At 62.4% G+C, this 16,044-nt stretch carries 18 protein-coding genes; all 18 read right to left on the bottom strand.

The genetic code is table 11. From position 1 onward, the window contains the following. Positions 1–25: 25 nt before the first annotated feature. A complete protein-coding gene (locus tag ACCAA_RS20215; protein ID WP_186409050.1) occupies positions 26–652 on the bottom strand; it encodes a DUF3780 domain-containing protein in 627 nt (208 codons plus the stop codon). Positions 653–655: 3 nt separating this feature from the next. After that, positions 656–3,790 (bottom strand): DUF499 domain-containing protein, encoded by a 3,135-nt coding sequence (locus ACCAA_RS20210; protein WP_186409049.1) that lies wholly within the window; start codon positions 3,788–3,790, stop codon positions 656–658. A 409-nt stretch (positions 3,791–4,199) separates the two neighbouring features. After that, the gene (locus ACCAA_RS20205) at positions 4,200–4,763 is read right to left on the bottom strand and encodes a VRR-NUC domain-containing protein (RefSeq protein WP_186409048.1); all 564 of its coding nucleotides are present in this window, start codon (positions 4,761–4,763) and stop codon (positions 4,200–4,202) included. Then, positions 4,760–4,951: a hypothetical protein gene (locus ACCAA_RS20200; protein ID WP_186409047.1), complete on the bottom strand. Its 192-nt coding sequence runs from the start codon at positions 4,949–4,951 to the stop codon at positions 4,760–4,762. The genes ACCAA_RS20205 and ACCAA_RS20200 overlap by 4 nt, the downstream gene beginning before the upstream one ends. A gap of 115 nt (positions 4,952–5,066) precedes the next feature. Beyond that, complete coding sequence (locus ACCAA_RS20195) at positions 5,067–5,507, bottom strand: hypothetical protein (RefSeq protein ID WP_186409046.1); 441 nt, start codon at positions 5,505–5,507, stop codon at positions 5,067–5,069. After that, entirely contained in the window at positions 5,495–7,495 is a 2,001-nt protein-coding gene (locus ACCAA_RS20190; protein WP_186409045.1) for an AAA family ATPase, read from the bottom strand. Before ACCAA_RS20190 ends, ACCAA_RS20195 begins: the two co-directional genes overlap by 13 nt. Further along, positions 7,492–7,629 (bottom strand): hypothetical protein, encoded by a 138-nt coding sequence (locus ACCAA_RS20185; RefSeq protein WP_186409044.1) that lies wholly within the window; start codon positions 7,627–7,629, stop codon positions 7,492–7,494. Before ACCAA_RS20185 ends, ACCAA_RS20190 begins: the two co-directional genes overlap by 4 nt. Beyond that, positions 7,626–7,988 carry a hypothetical protein gene (locus ACCAA_RS20180; RefSeq protein ID WP_186409043.1) on the bottom strand — a complete coding sequence of 121 codons (363 nt, stop codon included), beginning with the start codon at positions 7,986–7,988 and terminating at the stop codon, positions 7,626–7,628. Before ACCAA_RS20180 ends, ACCAA_RS20185 begins: the two co-directional genes overlap by 4 nt. Further along, positions 7,985–8,713 carry a Rha family transcriptional regulator gene (locus tag ACCAA_RS20175; protein ID WP_186409042.1) on the bottom strand — a complete coding sequence of 243 codons (729 nt, stop codon included), beginning with the start codon at positions 8,711–8,713 and terminating at the stop codon, positions 7,985–7,987. The genes ACCAA_RS20180 and ACCAA_RS20175 overlap by 4 nt, the downstream gene beginning before the upstream one ends. Beyond that, positions 8,713–9,099 (bottom strand): helix-turn-helix transcriptional regulator, encoded by a 387-nt coding sequence (locus tag ACCAA_RS22320; RefSeq protein ID WP_245754703.1) that lies wholly within the window; start codon positions 9,097–9,099, stop codon positions 8,713–8,715. The genes ACCAA_RS20175 and ACCAA_RS22320 overlap by 1 nt, the downstream gene beginning before the upstream one ends. A 131-nt stretch (positions 9,100–9,230) precedes the next feature. Beyond that, entirely contained in the window at positions 9,231–9,863 is a 633-nt protein-coding gene (locus ACCAA_RS20165; protein WP_186409041.1) for a hypothetical protein, read from the bottom strand. 96 nt (positions 9,864–9,959) lie between these two features. Then, on the bottom strand, positions 9,960–10,277 hold the full coding sequence (locus ACCAA_RS20160; RefSeq protein WP_186409040.1) for an addiction module antidote protein: 318 nt from the start codon (positions 10,275–10,277) through the stop codon (positions 9,960–9,962). Further along, positions 10,274–10,600 (bottom strand): type II toxin-antitoxin system RelE/ParE family toxin, encoded by a 327-nt coding sequence (locus ACCAA_RS20155; RefSeq protein ID WP_186409039.1) that lies wholly within the window; start codon positions 10,598–10,600, stop codon positions 10,274–10,276. Before ACCAA_RS20155 ends, ACCAA_RS20160 begins: the two co-directional genes overlap by 4 nt. Positions 10,601–10,651: 51 nt before the next feature. Further along, positions 10,652–11,980, bottom strand: coding sequence for a tyrosine-type recombinase/integrase (locus ACCAA_RS20150; RefSeq protein WP_186409038.1), 1,329 nt, complete (start codon positions 11,978–11,980; stop codon positions 10,652–10,654). Positions 11,981–12,765: 785 nt separating this feature from the next. Further along, positions 12,766–13,557, bottom strand: coding sequence for an indole-3-glycerol phosphate synthase TrpC (gene trpC / locus ACCAA_RS20145; RefSeq protein ID WP_186409037.1), 792 nt, complete (start codon positions 13,555–13,557; stop codon positions 12,766–12,768). Further along, positions 13,554–14,156, bottom strand: coding sequence for a Uma2 family endonuclease (locus ACCAA_RS20140; RefSeq protein WP_186409036.1), 603 nt, complete (start codon positions 14,154–14,156; stop codon positions 13,554–13,556). Before ACCAA_RS20140 ends, trpC begins: the two co-directional genes overlap by 4 nt. A gap of 33 nt (positions 14,157–14,189) precedes the next feature. Next, entirely contained in the window at positions 14,190–15,215 is a 1,026-nt protein-coding gene (gene trpD / locus ACCAA_RS20135) for an anthranilate phosphoribosyltransferase (RefSeq protein WP_186409035.1), read from the bottom strand. Next, positions 15,212–15,784, bottom strand: a complete 573-nt coding sequence (locus ACCAA_RS20130; protein WP_186409034.1) for an aminodeoxychorismate/anthranilate synthase component II — start codon at positions 15,782–15,784, stop codon at positions 15,212–15,214. Before ACCAA_RS20130 ends, trpD begins: the two co-directional genes overlap by 4 nt. Positions 15,785–16,044 lie beyond the last annotated feature (260 nt).

Here is a 16,044-nt window from a genome sequence, read left to right as displayed (position 1 = left end):
ATGCTTCAGCGAGTCATCAAGGATTTCAGAGGGAAAGTGAAAGCTGGGAATGCCCGAGCAGCTCGCGGCGCGCCTTGGGCGACAGGCCATCGCCTTTGACGAACGGGTTGTCCGCAATGGCGGCGCGCAGCGCCTTGCGCCAGCCGACACCCTTCTGCATCGCCTGACCGGTGGTGGCGACGGTCATGGTATAGAGCCACCAGCGCTCTTCGGGGGCCAGCGCTTCCCAGTTGTGCAGCGCGTTCGGGATGTCATCGGGCGAGGCGTCTTCGACCGCCCAGCAGAGGATGCAGAGTTCCTTGCCCAGCGACGGATGCACCGGCACCGGCTTGACGGAATTCTTCTGAAACCTCGCGACGGGCAGGCCGTTGGCCCGCAGACGGCGGTTGGCCTCTTCCCAGAAGGCCGGGGCAAGCGCCAGCCAGCGCGCGCGGTCGATGACGACGCGCAGCGACGGGTCGTTGGGGGACGGCGCGACCACGGCACGCGCCCCGAGATGGTCGAGCTCATTGCCGCGGTACTCGCTGATGCAGACGAGTTCACTGGCGCCCCCGCCCCTCGGGATGTCGATCAGGAAACCGTGGCGGGCTTCGTCCGGGAGAAAGCCCAGACCGACGACCTTACGAGCGGATGATGCGCTAGCACCGGTCATCGGTTATTGGCTCACTCTGGCAACGTCGAACGGCTGATTGGTGGTCTTCAGCCAGTCGAGCAGCGCCTGCCCGGTCGGAAAGGCGAGCGAGCCCGCCGTCATGCGCAGGCTGCCGCCCTGGACGATCTCCTGCAGCTTCTCGGCGACCGATTTCGCTGCCGCCGCATCGTAGCCGTCCTCCAGCGCACCCGAATAGTCGACGTTCTGCTGGCCATCGCTGCTCTCTGCCGTGAGGCTGAGGTCATGGGCGCGGACACCGCTGGCGGACGCCAGTCGCTGGATGAAATCCCATACCGCGCCGGCGTCGTCGAGCTTCGTTTGCTGGATCCAGCGGGCCGGCAGTCCGGGATCTATCGGCGGGCGTACCGCTGCTCCTCGCTGCGGGATGTTGATGCGCAGCGTCTCGGAGTTCAGGTCATACGCCCCTGATACCGCCATGGCGCACACCACGCGGCAATTGCCCGGCACGCGGAATGGGCCGTCGTAAGTCGCCGCGCCCGCACTGCCTGGCGAGGAACCATCCGTACTGTAGCGAATAGTGACCCCGTTGGCTCTGGGCAGGGCCAGCAGTTCGACTTCGTGATGACTACCGCGGTTATGAAGCTGATACTTGAGCCGCAGCTTCGCGGTCCATTCCTTCACCGCACTGACGCGGACCATGTCGTCGGGATCGAAGGCGAGGAAACGGTAACGCAGACCGATTGCGGCAAAGCGCATTGGCGTCGGTACCGGACTGGAAGCGCTGGTGGGGTCCGAGTCACCGGTCTCATACACGAGAGACGGCGCATGCAGCGGTTCGATTTTCAGGTAGGTGTGGCCGTCGCCGTCTTCCTGCACCGAGAGTTCGCGAACGGAAACTTCGGGGACCGGCGGGGGAAACGGGCCGCGGCGGATGTGATTGCCTTCTTCGCGCCACAGGCCGCGGCGAAGACACTCCGCTTTGAGGTCATCGAACGCTGAGATTTTGTGCAAAGGCCAGTTGGTGTTGACCGCCGCGGCACGCTTGAAGTCCGACCACAGAACGACTTTGCTCTGTGCCGAACCGAACAGGCGGACTTCCGCCCGCGTGCGGAAGCTCTCGTCGTCGATCTTGGTGGTGAATTTCTGCGCGCCTTCAAGGGTCTTGCGGATGGTGGCTTCGCCACTCTGGTTGCCGGCGAAAGCCAGATCGGTCCCTGTGGCGCGCAATGCGGCGCCGATCGAGGGATAGACGATCTGGTCGAAGGCTTCCTTCAGGGCGGCGGTGAATTGCAGACCGACGCGGTCGCGGAGCACATCGAGCGCCCGCCACTGCGGATCGTTCGCCGGCGTATTCTCCGATCTGAGTTCGTCGTCGATACTTTGCAGCGCGCGCGTCTGCCGCGCCGAATCGAGCACCTTCTGGAAAGTGTCCCGCGAGCCGGTGAGAAAGAGGACGCGATTCTTGTACTGCTGCTGGCCCCACCATGCCTGCCAGTCAGCGGAGATGGGCAACTGGTTTGCCTGGCCACCCGGCCTCACGATGACCAGAGTGGTCTTGTCCTGCTCGACCTGAACTTCATCGGGCGGGGGCAGGACTTTGATGATCTGGTAACAGTCGCGGAGCGAAGCGGAAAAACAGGACTCCAGATGTTCGCGAAGCATCCGGTCAACGGTTTCGGCATGCAGCGAGAGTGCCGTTGAACGCAGCTTGGCGGCTAGATTCTGCTGGTTCTTGAAGAACAGGCGGCCGTCCGATGAATTGTGGAGGTACCAGGCACGCGTCGCCAGTTTGTCGAGGACGTTGGCCTTGAAGGTGGAGAGGTCGCGGCCGGGCCGCTGGAGACAATCGACCAGTTGATGTTCGCGCAGCCCGTGAATGGCGCCCGGCGTGCTGGAGAGGGAGGCAACAAGAATGACTCGCGCGGCTTCGGAGGCGTCGGCGTTCCCATTGGCCAGGTCGATCTGCTCAACTTCGGAGTCGCCACCGTGAGCGATGTCGTGCGCGATGGCTTCACTCAGGGAAGGGTTGATCGTGCGAATCTCGGAAGCGATCTCGTCGACGTTGAAATCGATATCGTAGGGACTGATCAGATCCTTTTCCGCAGCCTTCCCGGAATTCCAGAAATCGGAGACCACCATCTGCATCAGACGGATAACGCCACGAGTCTGCTGAAAACCTTCGTTCTCCTTGAACTTGCCGACAAGCTCACGCAAATCGGGATGAAACGGGTAAGCATCGATCACCCGGGTATAGAGGGATTCCGGCGTGGTGGAAGTCAGGTTCATGCGTACCGCCTCGCGCAGCGCTTCCCGGTAGGCAGCAGCAACCCGCTCGATTTCCGCCGAAGGAGCGACATTCTGAAATAGCCGCTTGCGAAGGATGTGATAAAGCTCGTCACCATTTGGATTCACCGGGGTGATCGGGACGGCGATACGGCGAGACTCTGCGGTGATGCCTTGCACGGCTCGTTCGAACGCCGCCTGCAAACTCGCCTGGCCAAGACTGAAATTGGTTCCCGCAAGATCGGAGATAACCAGGCAGACGTTGTCCATCTCGGCTACAGCGACCAGAAGATTACCGAGTGCCGTGGTCGTGACCACAGCCAGATCACCATTGCCGACCGGAACCGTCACCGCGTATTCGAGGTAGGGCGGCAACTCATCCAGGAAGAGTACCAATGGATCACCGCCCAGCAACTGTTTCCACGCTTCCGGGCCGGGGGCGCTGAGCAGCGGGGATACATAGCGGGCAAATTGGAGCGCCTTGCCGAGTTGTTCGGCAATGGAACCCCAGATTCCCCCGGCAGCGTCGGTGTTGCGCCCATTGAAGCCCACCACACGACAGCGTCCCAACCTGGGAGCCGGGTCCTGGTCGCCCAGGACGCGACGGCGCAACTGTGGATCGCGCGCCAGCAAGCCAAGGCCGATCATGCTGTGCGTCTTGCCGCCCCCCATCGCCTGGGACAGCAGAAAGACCGACGAACCGGCCCCGGAGCCTGAAAGGTGCCGAAACGCACGGTCAACCAGGGTCACCATGCCGTTGGTGAAGTAGTTCTCATCGAAGAATTCGGAACCGTGAACCTGAGCTTTGAGGAAGGTATCGAGGCTGAGAACTGTGGCCCGACGGTCAGCGGCAAAGACCGAGGCACGGGGACTGCAAAGAGTCTTGAGGGTCATGGATCGTCGTCGAAGGCGATTGAAGGAAAGCTCGTTGAGGGAGGCCGGCTGAATCGGCCACAAGGCTAACAGACTCTTGACGCTGATATGCCGTCATGGTGCACATCGAGATCAAGTTTTTCGTGAGAGCTCCTTGGATAAAGTAGGCATTTGAGCAGACAAACCTGCCGTACCCGCTTTCTCAGGCCAACGCCATTCGCATCCTTCGTTTCCTGGTGGAGTCTGTGAGAACCCTCGCTAAGGCATTGCGCCTATGGCCCCGGCGCTATCCACTGCCCCTCACCAACCAGCAATTTCGCGATGGCGTACCTCACGAAACCAAAGCACACGCCATCGCGAAACACGTCAACCACACCGCAATTCTCAAGCAAAAACAACAGCTTGAAAAATCCGTACCAAATTCCCGAAGTCAGGAGGTTTCGAGAGAAACGGCCCGTAAGACGCCAAAATTCGTCAGATATGACATTTGTGGGGGTAGCGAAGTCAGGAGGTTCAAACGAAAAACCCCGCAAAACAAGGCGTTGTGCGGGGTGTTCGTTTTTGGTGCAGACAGTTTGCTGCCGGTGTCCTGGCGGAGACGAAGGGATTTGAACCATCGGTGTACGTGTGGGCAGTCACGCGCCAGGAAGGCCACGCCACCGAACCGGTGCACCAGGGCGAGGAACTGCCGCTGCTCCGGCTGTAGCCGTCCGTGCTGCCCCTTGACCTCGACCGCCAACAGCCGACCGCCCTTGAGTTGGCCGATGATGTCGCTGCAACCCGGCCAGCCGAAGCGAACGAACCGGCCACCGATGCCGGCGACTCCGCTGTTCTGCCGTTCGCACCACGCCACAGCCGGGTTACAGCGTAACGCCCGGAGCACTTCGGCCAAGGCGGCGGCTTCGGGGCGGTTATTGACTCGAGAGGCCGGCGGCGCTGCCGGCAGGTCGGGGAACAACGCGGCCTGCTGCGGGCGGCGGGCGGCGCGGGTCATCGGCGCTCCTGGCGCTGCTGCAGCAGACAGGCGGCGGTGGCGACGTTGCTGGGCTCGCTGCTGCCGTGCTTGTCCGGATGGCCCAGGCTGATCAGGCGCTTCAGCATCTCGGTTGGAATCGCTGCCGGTGCTGAAGCGGCCGTTGCTTCCCGCAGGCGCTGGCGCAGATCGGCGACCTCCTCGCGCAACTCCAGAAGCTCGTCATGCTCGGCGCGCTTCGATTCCTTTCAGCAGAGCATGCAGGTTTATTCCACGGCGCGCCTTTCTCGAATCGGTCACCGCATTCGTGGCAGGTCGCGGCGCTCATGCTTCGCCCTCCCATGCTTTCAACCCGGCCAGCATCCGGCCAGCCCATCCGCAACCGGTCACTGTGCCGAATTCCGCCAGTGTGCGGCGCAACTCGGCACCATTGGCGAACCCTTGGGCCAGAAGTGCTCCGAACAGATCGGCTGGTCGGCGCTTCCCGGTCGACCAATCTATCCAGCAGGCGCCATCTGAAAAGGTTTGCTGATACCTCACGGTCGCTGGATGCCGGACCACTTCAACGTTGCACACACCATCGCCGAAGTTGTCCCAAAGAACCATACAGCGCACCCAAAGTATGCTTCTGTCGTGGTTTCCCGTTTTTCCCGTTTTTCCCGGTGGCGGGAATTTCGGGGCCTCTTGTTTTCCCGTTTTTCCCGTTCCCTGTATACAGGGAGCGGGAAACGGGAAAGGCCGGGAAGGGTTGGTCAGCGCAGCCATAGCCAACCTTCCTCGTGAACCACAAGTCCGCGGGCGACCAGCGAGGTGACCGCTTGCTCGGCACGTTCCCTGCGGCGCTTTTGGTCGCAGGTCAGGCGGCCGGCAATGTCTGTCAGAGCGCTTTCCAGGCTGAAGCATGGCCGTCCTTCTGGCGCGGATGCTTTGCCGAAAATTCCGCCCGTGCGCAAAAGCTCGCAGAGCCGGTCCCAGGCGATCCTCATGTTTCCGCCACCGGGCAGGCGCGCTTTCTTGAATGCCTCGGCGGGAGGGCTTGCCAAATCGACGACGCACGAGGTGATATCGTCGCCGTCGTCGTCGGTGCCCAGCACCACTCTGCGCAGGTCGAAAGGATGCGCCTCGCCGGCCGCGTCGTCCTTGACCTTGATCGCAGACCACTGGCGCGCGGCGCCGTCGATCCCGCCTGACACTTCGATGCTGGCGTCGAGGGCGCCGATTAACGAACTGTGCCCCCTGAGCCCTCGGGCAACATCCTTGCCGGAATGGTGAATCAGCAGGAGCACCGTATCCGTCGCTCTCTGAATCCGCTGGCAAGCGGCGATAATTGCGGTCATGCCCTCGCCACTGTTCTCGTCGAGTCCGGGCGTTGCCTGCGCCAGCGTGTCGAGGACGAGGATTCCGCCCTTCATGCCTTGGCCGACGATGGCGTCGATGATGTCGTTCTCGTCCTGCCGGCTGTTCAGCACGAACTGCGCGGCGAGTACCTTCATTCCCGCCAGACCGCCAACTTCCCGCCGGTACGCGGCCAGCCGCTTGCCGAACCCGGCTGAACCCTCAAGACAGATGTAAAGCGCCGGCGTGCGGACCGTGCGGCGGCCGAACCATTCCCGGCCTTCGACGATCGCGCCTACCAGGTCCAGAACGAGAAAGCTCTTGCCGCATCCGCTCGGGCCGTAGGCTGCCACGACACCGCGGCGCGGGATCAATCCCTTCACCAGCCATTCAAGGGGCGGCTGCTCGGCGAACTGCTCGGCGTCCTGAAATTTGAAGCGCTGCGGATGCTCCTTGACGCCCTCCAGCAGATCACGCACGGCGGCGAGTCCTTCGGCCTGGTGGATGTCGTTCAAGTCGTAGTTTCTCGGGCTGCCCTTGGGCATCTCCACCCAGGCGCCAGAAACGAACTTGGCGATGGCGGCGCACTGGTTTTCCTTGCCGGCGTCCGCCACCAGCACCAGCCGGGCGGCAGGGTAACGCTCGCGCAGGGCGGCGGCCACCGATGCCATGCGTCCGACTCCGAAGGCCACTACCGCAGGCCGGCGCGTCGCCTGATGCGCGCTCCATGCCTGCCCGACTCCCTCAACGATGTAGACGATGCTCTCGGGCTTGAGCGGTCCGCCGATGGTCAGGCAGGCGTCCGGCCACTGTGAAACCTGCACGCCAGGCAAAAGCATCTTGTCCTGCTTGCCCGGCAGTACGTTGGCTTTGGGAATGACGAGCTGAAGATCCACGACTTCGCCGGCCAGAGTGCGGATCGGCAGCACCAGCGAACCGGCGCAGGCCATGCCGGCAATCTTCAGCGAACCGTGATAGACGCGCAGGCCATCGGGCAGCCCCACCTTGCGGGCGATGTACGCTTGGTCGGCGGTCGCCGGCTCACAGGCGTCCCAGACGGCGCGCGGGTCATGCGGCGGGGCCTTGGGTTGCTCGGGTTGCCGGGGCCGTTCCTGGTGCGATTGCGGGCGACTGGCCGGCGCTTCTCCGTCATCAGTCCAGCCGGCGGCGCGAGCGGCATGGAACAGCGAACCGGCGCCGATGCCGCCCTCCTTGATGCTCTGCCAGACAGAGCGGCATTCGGCCTCATTGCGGTAGTTGCCGGCGGTCGCGCTCCACTCGTGGAAGTCCTCGAAGGCCAGCCCGTTAGCCTTCGCGCTCATGGCGACCTTCACCCAGGTTTCGCGGTCGGTGCCGGCGTCGAGACTCCAAAGCGCAGAGCGGGCGCGTTCGAGTTCGGCGATAGGGTCGCGGTTCATGATGCCCCCGTCCGCAGCAGGTCGAGAAGTTTGGCCAGCAGTGCCGAGATTGCCCGATGCTTCGCGGGGCCTGTGCACGTCGGAATCTCGCCGGCCAGGCGATGCGCGGCGTCCCATTCGTTCGAGCGGCTCATACCGGCAACCCTCCAGCCAGCAACGCGGCGCACGTCACGGCCAGGACGATCCACCCGGCCAACGTCGAGTCAATAACGCCTCGCTGGCGCGGACAAATCCGGAACATCCTCTGCCGAGTCCGGATGCCGTCGACGTGCTGCTCGGCGATCGTGCGCCAGACCTGGCGGACGCGCGGCAGATCGTCGAGAACGAGGGTGATGGCGGACCAGAACAGCGGGCGGTCGGCTTCGGGGTAGTCGAGTGCTGCGATGATCTCGCCGGCCTGAAGGCGGGCCTTCAGCGTGTCGGGGGTGATAGAATCGGGGCGCGGTTCCAAGGCGCTCTCGATTGCTTTTTTGCGATCGGGAGCGTTTTTCATTTGCCGCCCTCCAGCATTGCCGGCGCTTTTCCCGGTACTGACTGCCCGATCAGCGTAGCGAACTGGCGAACGCGCTCGGCGGCGGCGCGGTAGGCGTCTTTGTAGTAGGTCTTCGCGCTCATCGACTCCAGCAGCGAGCGCTCCAAGATCCTCTCGGCCATCGCCACCGCGGCTAATTGCTGCGCCGAAAGTCCTTGCCTGAAATCCTTGCCGACGGCTGCATTGACGAAGAACAACGCTCGATTCGTCGCTTTCGTGATGGCGAGGTAATACTTGCCAGCGCTGTGACTGCCTTGTGACTGCGCGTAGCCGACGAACGCCTTGATGGCGTCGGTTTCGTCTCGCCTCGCGGTCTGGCCTTCGATGCGTGCCTGCTGCCAGTCGGGTGATGCGCGCATCCGGCGCAGGCGATTGATTTCGTCGCGGGCGGCGAGGAATGCATCGACCAGGACGCGCTGGCCTTCGCGTGATTTCTTTCCGCCAATGAACGGCATGGAGATCAGCGCGGCGCGCTCGCTCAATTGATATGCGCGCTGCTCGCGGTTCATCTCGTCGAAGTAGGAGATCGGCTTGAAATCTAGCCGATCTATCGTGCCGTCCACGATCAGTCCGTCGAGCGATTGCAGGACGTTCTTGTGTGGTCTGCCGAAAAGATCGGCGATGAGAACGGATGTGGTGGTGGGGTCGCCGTGGGCGACAGCAACGATATTGGAAGCTGCGGTCATTACGCCACCTCACCGGCGGTCACTGCGGCCAGGCGCTTAGCCTTCGCTTCGGCCTTGGCGCGGATGTGCGGAAGAACCTTCGATGCGTCGGCGGCCTTGCGTGCAAAGTGCTCGTCGATCTTCTCGGCGTCGGCTTTCACGGGCCGGCCAGCGATCAGGGCAGCAACTTCGTCAGCGGACCACAACAGGCGGCGATTCGGCAACTTGATCGGCGCCACGCCGAGATAAACGCCGTCGCGGCAATACGCGGCGCGGATGGTCTGCGGCTTGACTTTCAGCTGCGCGGCGAATTCTTCAGTCGAGAAGTTTCGGGCTACTGACTCCGCTGCTTTCTGCCAATCCGATCGGCTCGACTTGGGTGCGGCTTGGGGGGTTATTTGCATCATTCGCTGTTCCTTGAAAGGAACCTGCCCTGATTTCCTCGCGACTTGCTAGGTTAATCAACGCTGGCGAATGAAGATTCAGGCTTCCGAAATTGCGCGAAAAACTGCCGAAGAACTGCCGTAATTCCGGAAGGTTATTTTCTTCCTTGCTTGAGCAAGCCACCGATGAAAAAGGATAGGTCGCTATCCCCTTCGGCTTGAACAAATGCCTCGGCTTTCTCTTGGTGAATTTTCCCTTGCACTACTGCCCACTTTAGCGCCTCGCAGACATTCCAAATTCCGTGTTTCTTGGTTCTGGCAGCCTCAGATAGGCCGTTATCAGAACCTTCGTATAGGTCGTTCTCGATTGATGGCCACATACCCGCAAACTCTGCAATGAGCGCGCTTCGCTTTCGTATTATTTCTACATCGGGCGGAGCTACCTCTCGCGATCCAGAAGGGTCTGTGACGGGGGCGGCTAGTTGCAACCATTCGACGAGAGTGGGGCCGTGAATGCAGCCCGCAAAACCAGACTCATTAATAAAGTTGAGAAACTCGTCCACGTCGCAAGGAAAGCGGAGCGCAGGCTCATGGTAACCGCCGGTCGGGTGCCATCCCTGGACCGCCTTTTTTTCTTCCTCGCCCAGCAGTTGCAACGTCGCGTCGTCAAGCCTGTTCAGGTAAACGCCGTCACACTCAAGGCGGAACCCGCCGAAGTTCGTCAGGTTCTTGACCTTGCATAATTCTTTGAAATCGGAAGCGTCGATTTTTCGACGGCTATTGTTCATGTCGCTCCTTCTCTGCGATCTTCAAAGTAGGGTGCCGCGCCAGCCGGTGAAGGATTCCGGTTTTCTCCCCGTCGAGATAGGCGCGGCGAAACTTGGTCAGGCCGGGTGTTCCTCTCGTCGGGCCACGGCCAGGCGCAGGCCGGCGGCCGACAGAATGGCCAGCAAGGTTTCGAGTGTCGGGTTTCCCTTGGGCGAAAGGGCGCGGGAAAGGCTCTCACGGCGCAGGCCGGCGCGTGCCGCTACCTCTTGCATTCCCTGGGCATGGGCGACGTGGCGCAAGGCGCGCAGCAGGGCTTGCCTGCCGCCGGGTTCCTCTGCTTCCTCCAGTGCTGCGGCGAGGTACTCATCGGCAAAAGCCGGGTCTTCGCGCAGCAGTTCCACCATTGCGTCATCGTGGGAGCGAGCGGCTTTCATCGTGCATTCCTCCTTTGCCAGTCCTGCCAGTAGCGGACGGCGGTTTCAATGTCGGCTTGCTGGCGGCGCTTGTCGCCACCGATCAGCAACAACAGCACTCGCTGGCCGGCTTGGGCGTAATACACGCGGTAGCCGGGGCCGTGGTCTATCCTCAATTCCCATACGCCATCGCTCAAGGGCTTGTGGTCGCCGAAATTGCCGGCGGCCATCCTTTGCACCCGGACGGCCACCTTTGCACGCGCCTGCCTGTCTGCAAGGTCTGCCAGCCATTCCTTGAACGGGTCGTGTCCGCTTGCCGTCTGATAATCGAGAAGTTCAAACATGGGTTTGTAACGTATATGTTACATAAGTTCAGCACGAGGGCAAAGCGCAGTTCAGGTGACGACTCGCAAGCCGGGCGCTCGATCTTCGGCAGGCTGCTCGATACCGGCTTCGTTGAGAATCCAGCCTTCAATCTTGGTGTGCCACTGGCGCAGCAGATCGAGGGGGCGCACGCGGTAATGCTTCTCAGCGGTCGCCGATGGCTTATGCCCCATGATTTGCGCCGAGACTCCCGCGGGGCATTCTACCCATTCGGCCAGGGTGCCGAACGAGCGGCGCAGGCCATGAATAGACAGCGCAGGCAGGCCAGCAGCGGTCAGGGCCTTGTTGTGCATGATGCGCGGCTCCTGCAGGCGTCCAGATGCTGCGGCGGGGCTGCTGAATACCCAATCGTTACGGCGCGGCAGGCCGGCCAGCAGCGTGGCAACGTAGGGTGTCAGCGGGATATTCCGGGTGCCTTCTACCTTGTCCCGGATCGTCATGGCCTTCCACTGGAAGTCCACGTCTTCCCACCGGATGCCGGCCACTTCCTCGCGGCGCGCGCCAGTCAGCAGGGCGGCTTGGAGATAGGCGGCGATGACCGGGTTACCGATCTGGCGCACGGCGGCGAACCATGCCGGCAGTTGCTCGCGCTGCAAGCAATCATCCTTGGCGATCTTCTTCGGCAGTTCGTCCTTTGCCAGTCGGGTGATGCAAGCGCCCGCCTGTACCTGATCGCGGTACTCGGGGCGGTCGCTGCACCAGTTCAGGAACGCGCGCATCAGGGCGAAGGAAAGGCGGGCATAGGTCGGGCGGTGCGTCGCCTCGTCCTTGAGCCAGACGCGTACCCGGTCGGCGTCGATCTGTTCAAGAGGAAGCACCAGCAGCGGGCGCAGGATGCCCGGCAGCGTCTTGTCACTCTCGCCGGGCCGGCGTCCTTGGGTGCGCCGCTTCCCTCCTTCCTTGATGACGGCTTCGTGTTCGAGGAGGTGGCGGGCACTCCAGATCGGGCGGCGCGCTTCGATGTACTTCTGCCAGGCTTTCATTGCTGGCGTGGCGGTGCGCTCCAGTTCGATCCGCTTGGCCTCGTCTTCGGCGCGCTTGGCCTCGGTAGCGGCGATGCGGTCGCGCTTCTCCTGGCGCGGGTCGGTGCCTTGGTCGGTCATCGCTTGCAGCCGGCGCGCTTCGTCGCGGGCGGCGGCGAGTGTCCACGTGCGAACATCGCCGATGGTCACGCGGATAGTTTGCCGGTTCAGCTTGGATTCAAAGATGAACGCCTTTGCGCCAGCGGTCACGCGAACGGCAAGGCGGGGCGCGTCGGTGTCCCAGAGGAAGGATTGCCCGGCGCCCTCGGGTAGCGTCAGGCGGCGAATTCGATCAGGCGTCAGGCGTTCGCGGTTCATTTGGTCGGCTCCTTGCTGTAGTCAGAAGGTGGCAGCGGGTTTTCCGTGTAGCCACCATGTAGCCATTTTACGGCAATCCGATTCAACGTCAAGCCACGCCTATTTGCATCAATTTACTGTTTTTGTTTATTTTTTCTTCTTCCTGCGCATCCCCTTCAACGTCGAAAAATGCCTAGAAGTTCAGATTCGCAATCAGAAGGTCGGCGGTTCGATCCCGCCTGTCTCCACCAGGAAAACAAACAGTTAGCCAGGTCAAATGATCTGGCTTTTTGTTTTCTGCAAAGACGGCAGGTCGATGGTAGGCAAATTTCAGCCCCCTGGAACTCGCCACACGTCAAAGTAGGCGCCGTGCCGGTCACCTTCGGCCACCTGGTTCTTGAAGTTCCCGTATCCGATGCGCCGTATCGATTCAGTGATCGCGTCGGCAACTTGGCTGTGCGAGAGGCTCGCTCTGTATCAAAAGTTTGTGTCACGTCGGGCCAACTTTGTCGTGCCGCCAGCGCCGCATGGTTTTCAGGCGGACTGTCCAGCGGGCTGCGACTTGCTGCTCAGTGATCACGGAATAGTGCATTTTGATCTCTGCGATGGACCCCAACGCGCAGCTTGCCGCGCGGCGCATCGACCTCCTCCGGCTTCCGCCAGGCTACGTATGCCGAGATCGCGTCGAGCCCGGCACGGGTGCATTGCGCGTAACCGTTGCGCAGGGTCCACAGTGCCTCGACCGACAGACCCAAGCTATACCGATCCCTGTTCAAGACCCGGAAAGTACGACCGCCCTTCGGAGGTCAGTGAAACAGCTCGGCCAGTGCCTCGCCCGGCTCCGCTGCGCGCATGAAGGCTTCGCCGACGAGAAAGGCGTTGACGCCGCGGTCGCGCATCAACTGCACGTCCCGCGTGGCGAGAATACCGCTTTCGGTGACGACGATGCGATCAGCCGGGATATAGGGCAGGAGTTCGAGGGTGGTCTGCAGACTGACTTCGAAGCTGCGCAAGTTACGGTTGTTGATGCCGACCAGCGGTGTGCCGAGTTGCAGCGCGAGGTCGAGTTCGTGGCCATTGTGCACTTCCACCAGCACGGCCATGCCAAGAGCATCGGCAATGGCTTCGAAGTCGCGCATCGCCGGCAAGTCGAGCGCCGCGGCGATCAGCAGGATGGCGTCGGCACCCATGGCGCGCGCTTCATGGACCTGATAGGCGTCGACCAGGAAATCCTTGCGCAACGCCGGCAGAGCACAGGCGGCGCGTGCTGCCTGCAGATACGCCGGCGCCCCCTGGAAGAACTGGTGGTCGGTGAGCACCGACAGGCACGCAGCGCCATGGCGCGCATAACTGACGGCGATTTCGGCTGGGCGAAAATCGCTGCGCAGGACTCCCCTCGACGGGCTGGCTTTCTTGATTTCGGCGATCACCGCCGGTCGCCCGGCGGCGATGGTGTTCTGCAGTGCGCCGAGGAAATCGCGTGCCGCAGGCTGCTTTTCGGCCGCTGCGCGCACGCTGGCCAGAGGCGCGCCGGCGGCCTGGGAAGCAGCCACTTCGTCGCGCTTGACGGCAAGAATCCGCTTCAGGATGTCGCTCATGGCCGCTCAGCCGCTGCTACAAGCTGCTCCGTGCCGTCTTCGCGGGTGTCTTCGAGCAGGTCCTCAATCGGCACGCGCAGCCCCAGAGACGAGAACTCGACATCGTCGTCCGGGCCATAGTCGTAGAGCACCCAATGATTCCCGGCATCGCGACGAAAAACCTCGATGCACTGCGCCGCCACGTCGATCAAGACATACTCCTGCAGGCTGTCGAGCTTGCGATAGGCAGCAAACTTGCCGCCGCGATGGAATCCTGCAGTCGATTCGGAGAGGACTTCGGCGACCAGCACTGGATGGCTGACGTAGTTCGGCGTCAGGCGATCACGCGGATCGCAGGTGACCAGGACGTCGGGATAGAAGAAGGAGTCGGCAGCTTCAATGTGCGTCTTGACCGACTCGATGAAGACACGACACGGACTGCCCTTGAGTTCTCGTCGCAAGCGGCTGTAGAGATTTCCGCTCGCGACATTGTACGCCTGGCGCACGCCGACCATGGCGAATACGTCGCCGGCGAGGTATTCGTGACGCTCGGACTGCGTCTCCTCCCAGGCCACATACGCGGCCGCGTCGAAGCGCTTTTCAACCTGCAGCGATGCCATATGCTATCTCCCGAACGAAGGTGAAACCACCGCTCAAGCCACAAAGCTGCGTGTAAAGGCCACGAACGCGTCGAGCCTGGCGCGCGCAGCGCCCGAGGCGATCGCTTCGAAGGCATTATCGACGCCATCGGCCAGGGTTTCGGCCAGACCGCTGACGTAGATGCTGGCGCCGGCGTTGAGCGCGACAATGTCACGCGCAGCGCCGCCCCGGTTTTCCAGTGCAGCCAGCAACATGGCCTTCGATTCTTCGACATTGGCGACGCGCAACACCCGTGGGTCGTGCACTGCGAGGTTGAACTGCTCGGGGTGGAGCGTGTATTCCGCGACGCGTCCATTCCTCAACTCGCCGACCAGGGTATCGCCGGAGATCGAGATTTCGTCGAGCCCTTCGCGGCCGAAAACACTCAGTGCGTGCGAGCTGCCCAAGCGCTGCAAGACGCGCACCTGGATGCCGACCAGGTCGGGATGGAAGACGCCAAGCACCTGATTGGCCGCGCTGGCCGGATTGGTCAGCGGACCGAGGATATTGAACAGCGTGCGAACGCCCAGTTCGCGGCGCACCGGCGCGGCGTGCTTCATCGCACTGTGGTGATTGGGCGCAAACATGAAGCCGATGCCGACCTCGTCCACGCTCCGTCCGACCTGCTCCGGGGTGAGGTTGATATTGACTCCAAGCGCTTCGAGAACGTCGGCGCTGCCCGATTGCGAAGATACTGAGCGCCCACCGTGCTTGGCGACACGCGCTCCGGCAGCGGCGGCGACAAACATCGCAGCGGTCGAGATGTTGAAGGTCTGCGCACCATCACCGCCGGTGCCACAGGTGTCGACCAGGTGCGCGCGGTCGCTGACCACGACCTTGGTGGACAGCTCGCGCATGACCTGCGCCGCAGCGGCGATCTCGCCGATGGTCTCCTTCTTGACGCGCAGGCCAATGATGATCGCCGCGATCATCACCGGCGTCACTTCGCCACCCATGATCTGGCGCATCAGGGAAACCATTTCGTCATGAAAAATCTCGCGGTGTTCGATGACCCGCGCCAGCGCGTCCTGCGGTTTCATTTGACGTGCTCCTCGAGGAAGTTCTGCAACAGCTCATGACCGCATTCGGTGAGGATAGATTCCGGATGGAACTGAAGGCCCTCGACAGCGAGCGTACGGTGACGCAAGGCCATGATCTCGCCATCATCGGTCCAGGCGGTGATCTCCAGGCATGCCGGCAAGGAGTCGCGCTCGACGGCCAGCGAATGGTAACGCGTACAAGTCAGCGGATTGGGCAGCCCCCGGAAAACTCCCTGGTTGGTGTGCTGCACCGGCGACACCTTGCCGTGCATCAGCTTGCGGGCGTGGACGACGCGGCCACCGAAGGCCTCGCCGATCGCCTGATGGCCCAGGCAGACTCCGAGTAGCGGAATCCTGCCCGCAAACTCGCGAATCGCCGCCAATGAGATGCCCGCCTGTGCCGGCGCGCAGGGGCCGGGTGAGATGACCAGCAAGGCCGGCTTCAGGCGAGCGATCTCGGCGACGGTGATGGCATCATTGCGGAACACTCTGACCTCCTGCCCCAGTTCGCCAAAGTACTGGACGAGATTGTAGGTAAAGGAGTCGTAGTTATCGATCATCAGCAGCATGGTGCGTCCATCCATTCGGATTATGCGGGACCGTTTCCAGATAGGCTGTCTTGATACTCGCTCGGGTATCCGCCATTGCCATGGCCAGCCCGCGCCGATGGTCTGGAACCGACAGCACGAAAGCCGCTATTGTCGCCCAGATCAGCCTCGCGATAAACCCTTACCGCCCGCGCGCAGCCCTGACGCATGACCCAGTGGAATCGGGCCCGTTTGCCGGTAACGCCTGCTTTGGCCGCCGAAGCGGTCAGATCGCGGGTAGC

Source organism: Candidatus Accumulibacter aalborgensis (assembly GCF_900089955.1).
Classification (GTDB): Bacteria; Pseudomonadota; Gammaproteobacteria; order Burkholderiales; family Rhodocyclaceae; genus Accumulibacter; species Accumulibacter aalborgensis.
This window is presented reverse-complemented; position numbering and strand designations above follow the sequence as displayed.